The following is a 7,087-nucleotide window of genomic DNA, read 5'->3' as shown; positions in this document are numbered from 1 at the left end:
TGCGTATTCCGGTGATCGTGACCGATGATTCCGGTCGATCGTGACCGGTCGCGCAGCGTGAGGTGTTGCGCATCTAAATTGTAGGGGTGTCGGTCACGATGGGTCTGGATTGGGCTCCTTTTTGCTTGATTTGGACTTCTGGCGGAGAGACTCGCCCGTCAGGGTGAAACGGTGATTCTTTTGCATGATGCGATCCAGAATGGCATCGGCGATGGTGGCGTCCCCGACCCAGGCATGCCAATGCTCAATGGGCAACTGGCTGGTAATGATCGTTGCTTTGTTGGCGGCGCGGTCATCAATGATCTCCAGCAAATCAGCGCGGGTCTGGCTATCGATACCCGCCATGCCCCAGTCATCAAGCAACAGCACATCCGTCTTGGCCAACTGAATCAGCCATTTGCCAAACGTGCCATTGCCATGACGGATGCGCAGTTCTTCACCCAAGCGAGGCACCCGCTGGTAGAGCACTGAGTGTCCGCGCCGGCAGGCGTACTGGGCCAGCGCACACGCCAGCCAGGACTTGCCCGCCCCGGTAGGGCCTGTAATCAGCACACTGTGGCCACTCTCGATCCAGTCGCCCAGCGCCAGACTCATCACCGCCTTGCGATCGACCCCGCGCCCGGCACGGGTGTCCAGATCCTCAATGCTGGCCTGGCTGTACTTCAGCTTGGCATCCTTGAGCAGCCGGGTTTGGCGCTTGTCATCGCGCCAATGGACTTCACGATCCACCAGCAAGGCAATGCGCTCTTCAAAGCTGATCCCCGTCATGCCTGCCTGGGTGAGTTGTTCCTGCAGACCTGCGGCCATGCCGGCCAGTCGCAGGTTGCGTAGTTGTTCAATCGTCGTGTTCATCATCATTTGGTTTGCCTTGTTTGTTTGGTGTGTTGGGTCACTGGTAGTAGCCCGGCCCGCGCACATGCTCGTGCTCGGGAGCCGTCCACTCAGTCGTGGTGGTCGGCGCCACCTGATCGCGCCCGTTGGCCAGGATGTCGCGTACGTGCGTGCTGTTGGTGGTCCCTAACTCCAGTGCCACCACGCAGGCCGCCTCCAGGCGTGGTTTGCTGTACCGCTTGGCCAGGGACAGCAAACCCAGACACGCCCGGTAGCCGTGCTCTGGGTGGCGCCGGGTTTGCAGCAGGCGTGTCACCAAGGATCCGGTGGCCACGCCAATGCTGTTGCCCCAGTGAACCAGCCGCTCCGGCGTCCACTCCATGTGCGCACGGTGGGCGGCTGACAGGTGTTCGGGCACCGTGGTGAATCCTCCCTTGTGCGCGCAGCGCAGGTGAGAGGCCACGCGCTGACCGCGGTGAAGAAGTTCCACCGTGCGTGCGGTGACACGGGCCTCCAGCGCTTGACCCACCAGTGCCTGCGGCACGCTGTAACGGTGCCCCTCAAACTCGACGTGCTGGTCAATATGCACCCGTACGGTCTTGTAGACCGCCAATTCCCACATCTGTGCGGGCAAGGGTTGCAGGGCTGGGGCATCCACTTCAGCAAACGCACTGGCACGGCTGCCCGGCAGCTTCTGAAACAGTTTGGCGTTGAGTTGCTCCAGCAATGGGCCGATGGCCTCATTGACGTCATCCACCGTCTTGAACTTCTGGTGGCGCAGGCGCATCAAAATCCAGCGCTCCACCACCTGTACCGCGGATTCCACCTTGCCTTTGTCCTGCGGGTGGTACGGGCGTGCCGGCAATATGGAGGTGCCGTAGTGGCGGGCGAAGTCGAGCACCGTCTCATTGGCCCTGGGCTCATAACGGTCAGGGTTGGCTATCAGGGCCCGCGGATTGTCGGGGACGATCAGTTGGGGCACGCCACCGAAGAAACGCAGCGCTTGCGCGGTGGCACCCAGCCAATCGGCCATGGTTTCCCTGGGTGTGGCGTAGGCGAAGGTGTAGCTCGACGCACCCAATGCGGCCACAAAGATGTGGGCTCGGCTGCCGTCGGCGAGTTCGACCGTGGGGCCCGCGTAGTCGATGAACAGTTTCTCACCGGCGCGGTGGATCTGGCGCATGGAGCGTTTGAGAGCTTTGGCATAGCGGCGGTAGTTCTCGCAGAACTGGGAGTACCGATGGGTGGACTCGTCCGGATGCTGGGCCACGTGTTCTTCCCACAGCAGCATCAGTGTCATGCCCTTGCGGCGCAGTTCCTGATGGATGCGGCCATAGTCGGGGGTCACGAAACCGCTGGCCCTCCGGGGAGGGCCTATCAGGCGGCCATGAAGCGCCGTGTCATCAAGTGCCTGGATTTGATTCCAGCTGAGGCCGGCGGCACTGGCCAGGCCGAGGTACTTGGTGACCACTCCTTTGGAGATGCTCAGGGCAGCGGCGGTTTGCTCATGGGAGAGCTGGGCTTCAAGTTTGAGACGCAGAACGTCCCGTATCTTGCGCATATTGATCCTTCGGGTATCGGGCATGCCCACTCCAGCAAAGCCGCAGAGGCTACCCGTACGGGTTAAGAAATATGCGCAACATCACACGCTGCGTTATGCCGTTCCGGCATCGTGACCGACCGTTCCGGTGTCGTGACCGCTCATTCCGGTCAAACCCATAAAACGGTCACGATCGACCGGAATCACCGGTCACGATAAATCAGAATCGTCGGTCACGATCCGCCGGAATCACCGGTCACGGTCGTCCGGAATACCCACTTTGCTGGGGCGTCATGTGGATTTGGTGAACCCGCGCTACATTCGCAACCCCTATTTTTTGCAAGCCGTCAATAGCAGCCGCACCGTGATTTATGACCGACAAAACGCCCAAGTTACTGGTTGATGCCCTGGGCGCCATCGCGTTGGCCCAAGAGTTTATTGCAGGCTTCTCACTGGACGGCTAAGTTTGATCCGACCGGTATCTTCAACCGCCACCGCCCTTGTGCGGATTTTTGATATGCCTTCTGATATTGCCCCGCTTGATCCTAGCTATCGAACTATTTTCGAGAACCCCAGAAACGGCTCTCCTCAAAACATTAGCAAAGATGGTTGCGTAGCCCTTGCTCGAATGGGCGCGGCCTCCTGGAACGCATGGCGCAGCGATTTCCCAACTCTTGGAGGGGTGTCAAATCATGGGGTTGCTGTGCCTCCAAAGTACGGAAATTTTGCTAATTTTCGTGACCATATTTTTGAAGATTTTGCAGACTTTTCACATTTCAATTTCGGTGCAAAATGCTATTTTCGAGAACGTTGAATTTAGGAACTTTGTGAAGTTTAACCACTCCACTTTTGGAGAAAATGCTAATTTTGAGCTGACGAGATTCTTAAAAGGTGCCGTATTTCAAAATGTCAGATTTGAAGGCAAGGTCAGCTTTACATGTGCCAAATTTCCCAACCTTGCATTTTTTTCTCATTCTCAATTTGGAGGAGTGACTGCACCGGAGCCATTTTTTCAGTACAGACTAACTTTGATAACGTCATTTTTGGTCCTGATTTGGTTTTCAATCAAACAGAATTCAATTGTGGTTTTGGAGCAGTAGTGTCCCAACGTTTACACATCAGGACGTCGTAAGTTAATGATTTACTTGGTGAAATCAGTGATTGAGTCTGGTCTCGATTTGAACGTCGAAAGTCAGACTTGCGGTTTTTTGCGGATTTCCGCCCAAAACCGTCATGCACCAAGGCAAGCTCGTATTTGCGCAACTCATGCTCTATCTGCCACTGAGCACGTTTCGCCGCTGTGTCACCGATCACAGAGGCGAACACAAGGTCAAAGACTTCTCTTGTCTGGACCAGTTCTTTGCCATGGCCTTCGCCCAACTGACCTACCGGGAGTCCCTGCGCGACATCGAAGTCAACTTGCGTGCGCAAGCCAGGCGGCTGTACCACATGGAGACGGGCTCGAATTTACTGGCAACGAAACTAGATTTCTTTGCTATTTGACTGTGCCAGTTGCAGCGTTCATTTCATAAGTTGCAGACCCTGTTCCGTCGCGGTATCGCGCGCATGTCACGCTGTACAAGTCCCCGGAAATTCTTGATGTGTCAGTCACTTTTGCGCATAGCTGGCCACGCAAATTTATCAACAGAGCCGCCTTGCTTTTTGAATCTTCAGAGAGGCCTGAATATCGCGCTTCCACGGGTGCGGTGGGCGTTGTTTTACCGCCGCCCACAAAAAACAGGATCAGCGTGATCCCTGTCGCCCACAGCGAGATTTTCCACCACAAGGGCCAGGGCTGGCCCGGTTTGGCAGCGCGGCTTGCAGTATATAAATCCAGAGCCTCCTGGGATATAAAGGTCTGCTTGCCGTGCGTAAATTTGTGGTCGGTCGTCATGGTTCGCCTAGCAAAAAACAAGGGGGCGGGCTCGTATCAACCTGCGAGACAGGTTCTCGTCAAGCAGAAGCTTCATTGCGCTTTGAGTGAATAAACATGTTGCTCAGTGTCAGCCGCAAAGGCCGACACTGAAAAATGTCTTGCTGGCTCAGTTCGGCGAAGTCGTCAAGAATTTCCTGCTGCGACATGCCACTTGAAAGCATAGACAGCACATCGTACACAGTAAAGCGCGAGCCGCGAATACAAGATCAGCCGCCGGGTTTACCGGGCCCTAATGCGATGTTGCTCATTACCTGCGCCCGAAGCCGGTAGAGCAATTTTATGCCGCCACTATCGGAATCACCCCAGTCAAACGATAGTACTTCTGCCAAAGCGTCTCGCGGGTTTCGATGTGGGCGGGGTTCACGGGAATACAGGCCACCGGACAGACCTGCACACACTGCGGCTCTTCAAAATGACCGACACATTCGGTGCATTTGTTCGGGTCAATCTCGTAAATCTCTTTGCCCATGTAGATCGCCTGGTTAGGGCATTCGGGCTCGCACACGTCGCAGTTGATGCACTCGTCGGTGATCAGCAAAGCCATGGTCAGCCTTCTTTCTGCGCCTGCTGCAGGGCGATGGCGACATTGGCGCTGACCATCTGGCCCACATCGCCGCCAAGCTTGCTGATCTCGCGCACCAGGGTGCTGCTGATACATTGCAGCGGCGCGTCCGGCAGCAAAAACACGGTTTCCACCTGGGGCCTCAGCTTGCGGTTCATCGCAGCCATCTGCGCCTCGTAATCAAAATCGGTAAGGTTGCGCACGCCGCGCACCACGGCTGCAGCCTGCTGGGCCGCGCAAAAATCCATGATCAGCCCGTCAAAAGGCAGAACGCTGACATTCGCCATGCCCTGCGTTTCCTCGCGCACCTGCTGCAGGCGCGCGTCCAGGCTGAACAGCGTTTTCTTGTGGTGCGCCACAGCGACACCGATGATGAGCCGGTCAAACAGTCCGGCCGCGCGGCGCACGATGTCCTGATGCCCGAGCGTGAAGGGGTCAAAGGTGCCGGAATAAACCGCCACACGGGAACTCGGGGTGCTTGTCGCCATGCGGCAATTATGCCCGCCTGACCGTGGGGCCGCGTGTCCCTGCTGCTAGTGCAGTGTTCCACGCTTGATGGAACAAATAAAAGCGATGGATTTTGGGTCAGGGCAAGGCGAAAACCACAGCGATACCCCGGGTATCGCGCGAATTTGCAACGCCGCCATGGCGCAAAAGACGCGGTTTTATGTTCCAGATAGCGTGCAACACTGCACTAACAGGGCTACGCGCCTTCCGGCAAAACGCTCTTGCGAACCAGCAAGTGAAAGTGCACCGCGCCAGCTCTGCCGCTGCGATGCACCTGCAGGCCGTAGTCGGCCAGTGCCTCGTCGGTCCAGGCCTGCGGCGCCTCGAGGTAGACATAACCGGGGTCGGCCACCACCTGCGCCGCTGCCCTGAGCGCGGGTTCGAACAGCGGAGAGTCAAACGGCGGGTCCAGAAACACCAGTTGCATGCTGGCGGGTGATGCCCGCCTGAGGACGGCGACGCCGTCTCCGCGCTCAACCCGCACCATGTCGGCATGCAGCCTGGCCTGCAGTGCCTTGAGCTGGTCCACCAGGCTGGCATCCTGCTCGCACAGCAGCACCTCGGCAGCGCCGCGCGAGGCGGCTTCAAAGCCCAGTACGCCGGTGCCGGCAAACACGTCGATGCAGCGCCAGCCAGTCAGGTCCTGGCCCAGCCAGTTGAACAGGGTCTCCCGCACACGGTCGGGCGTCGGGCGCAGGCCGGGTTTGTTCGCCACCGGCAGCTTGCTGCGTTTGTACTGCCCGCCGATGATGCGGATTTCGCCGGGTGGCACGGACTTGCGGCCCACCACCTTGCCCGACTTCGGGCGCGGGGCGGCAGTTTTGGGGGCTTTGCTGTCGGAGGCTGGGGTGTATTTCATGGCGTAGGGCCAAGGATAACAGTCACCATTTTCTCTGGCTGCAGCTTGCGCGAAAACGCGGCCTTGACCTGCGCCACACTGACTTTGGCGATCCTGTCAGTCCAGGTGTCCAGGTAATCGAGCGGCAAGTCGTTCCAGGCGATGTTGGCGAGGTTGCCGAGCAACTTGCGGTTGCTGTCGATCAGCAGCGGGAAACCGCCGATCAGGTTGTCCTTGGCGGCCTGGAGTTCGGCCTGTGTCGGGCCCTCGGCGACAAACTTCGCAATCACCTCACGGGCGACCCCGGTGGCCTGTGCGGCCTGGTCGGGCCGCGTCTGCAGGCCCAGCGTGAACGCTCCAGCATGGCGGCCCGGTGAAAAATAGCTGGAAACGCTGTAGCTGAGGCCGCGTTTTTCGCGCACCTCCTCGGTCAGCCGCGAGACAAACCCGCCGCCGCCCAGCACATAGTTGCCCAGGGTGAGGGCATAAAAATCAGGGTCGCTGCGCTTGTAGCCGGGCTGGCCCATCAGCACATGCGCCTGTGCCGAGTCAAACGGGATGGTGATCACCTGCGCGCGCTCCAGCGGCGCCACCTCCGCCACCGCCGGCAGCGGCGCCGCCGCCGCACAGTCGCGTTGGGGCAGGCGCGCGAGCAGCCCCGTCACCAGCGTGTCGGCCTGCGCGCGTGTCAACGCCCCCACGATGCTGACCCGGGCATGGCAGGGCGTGATGTAGCTCGAATGAAAAGCCCGCATGTCGGCCACGCTGATGCGCGCCAGGCTGGCTTCGCTGGTTTCATTGCCGTAGGGATGGCTGCCGTACACCGCTTCGGAAAAAGCGCGGGCCACCCGGTAGGCGGGTCGGGTGTAGGCC

General features: G+C 58.9%; 9 protein-coding genes and 1 pseudogene. 2 read left to right on the top strand and 8 right to left on the bottom strand.

The window, feature by feature from the left end:
* Nucleotides 1–93 precede the first annotated feature (93 nt).
* Nucleotides 94–858, bottom strand: coding sequence for an IS21-like element helper ATPase IstB (istB, locus tag GZ093_RS19245; RefSeq protein WP_296489195.1), 765 nt, complete (start codon nucleotides 856–858; stop codon nucleotides 94–96).
* 31 nt (nucleotides 859–889) lie between these two features.
* Nucleotides 890–2,416: an IS21 family transposase gene (gene istA, locus GZ093_RS19240; protein WP_296489192.1), complete on the bottom strand. Its 1,527-nt coding sequence runs from the start codon at nucleotides 2,414–2,416 to the stop codon at nucleotides 890–892.
* A gap of 472 nt (nucleotides 2,417–2,888) precedes the next feature.
* Here istA and GZ093_RS19235 point away from each other — a divergent pair, with 472 nt between their 5' ends.
* Together GZ093_RS19235 and GZ093_RS19230 are read left to right on the top strand one after the other, a co-directional pair.
* Entirely contained in the window at nucleotides 2,889–3,185 is a 297-nt protein-coding gene (locus GZ093_RS19235; RefSeq protein ID WP_296489190.1) for a hypothetical protein, read from the top strand.
* Nucleotides 3,186–3,604: 419 nt separating this feature from the next.
* A pseudogene (locus GZ093_RS19230) lies at nucleotides 3,605–3,823 on the top strand (DUF4372 domain-containing protein); the annotation flags it as partial.
* 43 nt (nucleotides 3,824–3,866) lie between these two features.
* Here GZ093_RS19230 and GZ093_RS19225 read toward each other — a convergent pair.
* The 6 genes from GZ093_RS19225 to GZ093_RS19200 form a co-directional block, all read right to left on the bottom strand.
* Nucleotides 3,867–4,265, bottom strand: a complete 399-nt coding sequence (locus tag GZ093_RS19225; protein WP_296489189.1) for a hypothetical protein — start codon at nucleotides 4,263–4,265, stop codon at nucleotides 3,867–3,869.
* Between the two features lie 59 nt (nucleotides 4,266–4,324).
* Nucleotides 4,325–4,453, bottom strand: a complete 129-nt coding sequence (locus GZ093_RS19220) for a hypothetical protein (RefSeq protein WP_296489197.1) — start codon at nucleotides 4,451–4,453, stop codon at nucleotides 4,325–4,327.
* Nucleotides 4,454–4,584: 131 nt separating this feature from the next.
* The gene (locus tag GZ093_RS19215) at nucleotides 4,585–4,851 is read right to left on the bottom strand and encodes a YfhL family 4Fe-4S dicluster ferredoxin (RefSeq protein ID WP_296489187.1); all 267 of its coding nucleotides are present in this window, start codon (nucleotides 4,849–4,851) and stop codon (nucleotides 4,585–4,587) included.
* A gap of 2 nt (nucleotides 4,852–4,853) precedes the next feature.
* A complete protein-coding gene (gene coaD / locus GZ093_RS19210) occupies nucleotides 4,854–5,357 on the bottom strand; it encodes a pantetheine-phosphate adenylyltransferase (RefSeq protein ID WP_296489185.1) in 504 nt (167 codons plus the stop codon).
* Nucleotides 5,358–5,572: 215 nt separating this feature from the next.
* Entirely contained in the window at nucleotides 5,573–6,235 is a 663-nt protein-coding gene (gene rsmD, locus GZ093_RS19205) for a 16S rRNA (guanine(966)-N(2))-methyltransferase RsmD (RefSeq protein ID WP_296489183.1), read from the bottom strand.
* The coding region (locus tag GZ093_RS19200; protein ID WP_296489181.1) for a pitrilysin family protein at nucleotides 6,232–7,087 on the bottom strand (856 nt) is incomplete at its 5' end. The genes GZ093_RS19200 and rsmD, both read right to left, overlap by 4 nt.

Origin of the sequence: Rhodoferax sp., from assembly GCF_010365055.1 — a bacterium.
Classification (GTDB): Bacteria; Pseudomonadota; Gammaproteobacteria; order Burkholderiales; family Burkholderiaceae_C; genus Rhodoferax.
The sequence above is the reverse complement of the archived record's forward strand: the minus strand, read 5'-3'. Positions and strand labels throughout refer to the sequence as shown.

Bases quoted from the DNA above. Each gene is read 5' to 3' on its own strand.
- coaD (WP_296489185.1), bottom strand. From the start codon at position 5,357: ATGGCGACAAGCACCCCGAGTTCCCGTGTGGCGGTTTATTCCGGCACC.
- istB (WP_296489195.1), bottom strand. From the start codon at position 858: ATGATGATGAACACGACGATTGAACAACTACGCAACCTGCGACTGGCC.
- GZ093_RS19215 (WP_296489187.1), bottom strand. From the start codon at position 4,851: ATGGCTTTGCTGATCACCGACGAGTGCATCAACTGCGACGTGTGCGAG.
- rsmD (WP_296489183.1), bottom strand. From the start codon at position 6,235: ATGAAATACACCCCAGCCTCCGACAGCAAAGCCCCCAAAACTGCCGCC.
- istA (WP_296489192.1), bottom strand. From the start codon at position 2,416: ATGCCCGATACCCGAAGGATCAATATGCGCAAGATACGGGACGTTCTG.
- GZ093_RS19235 (WP_296489190.1), top strand. From the start codon at position 2,889: ATGCCTTCTGATATTGCCCCGCTTGATCCTAGCTATCGAACTATTTTC.
- GZ093_RS19220 (WP_296489197.1), bottom strand. From the start codon at position 4,453: ATGTCGCAGCAGGAAATTCTTGACGACTTCGCCGAACTGAGCCAGCAA.
- GZ093_RS19225 (WP_296489189.1), bottom strand. From the start codon at position 4,265: ATGACGACCGACCACAAATTTACGCACGGCAAGCAGACCTTTATATCC.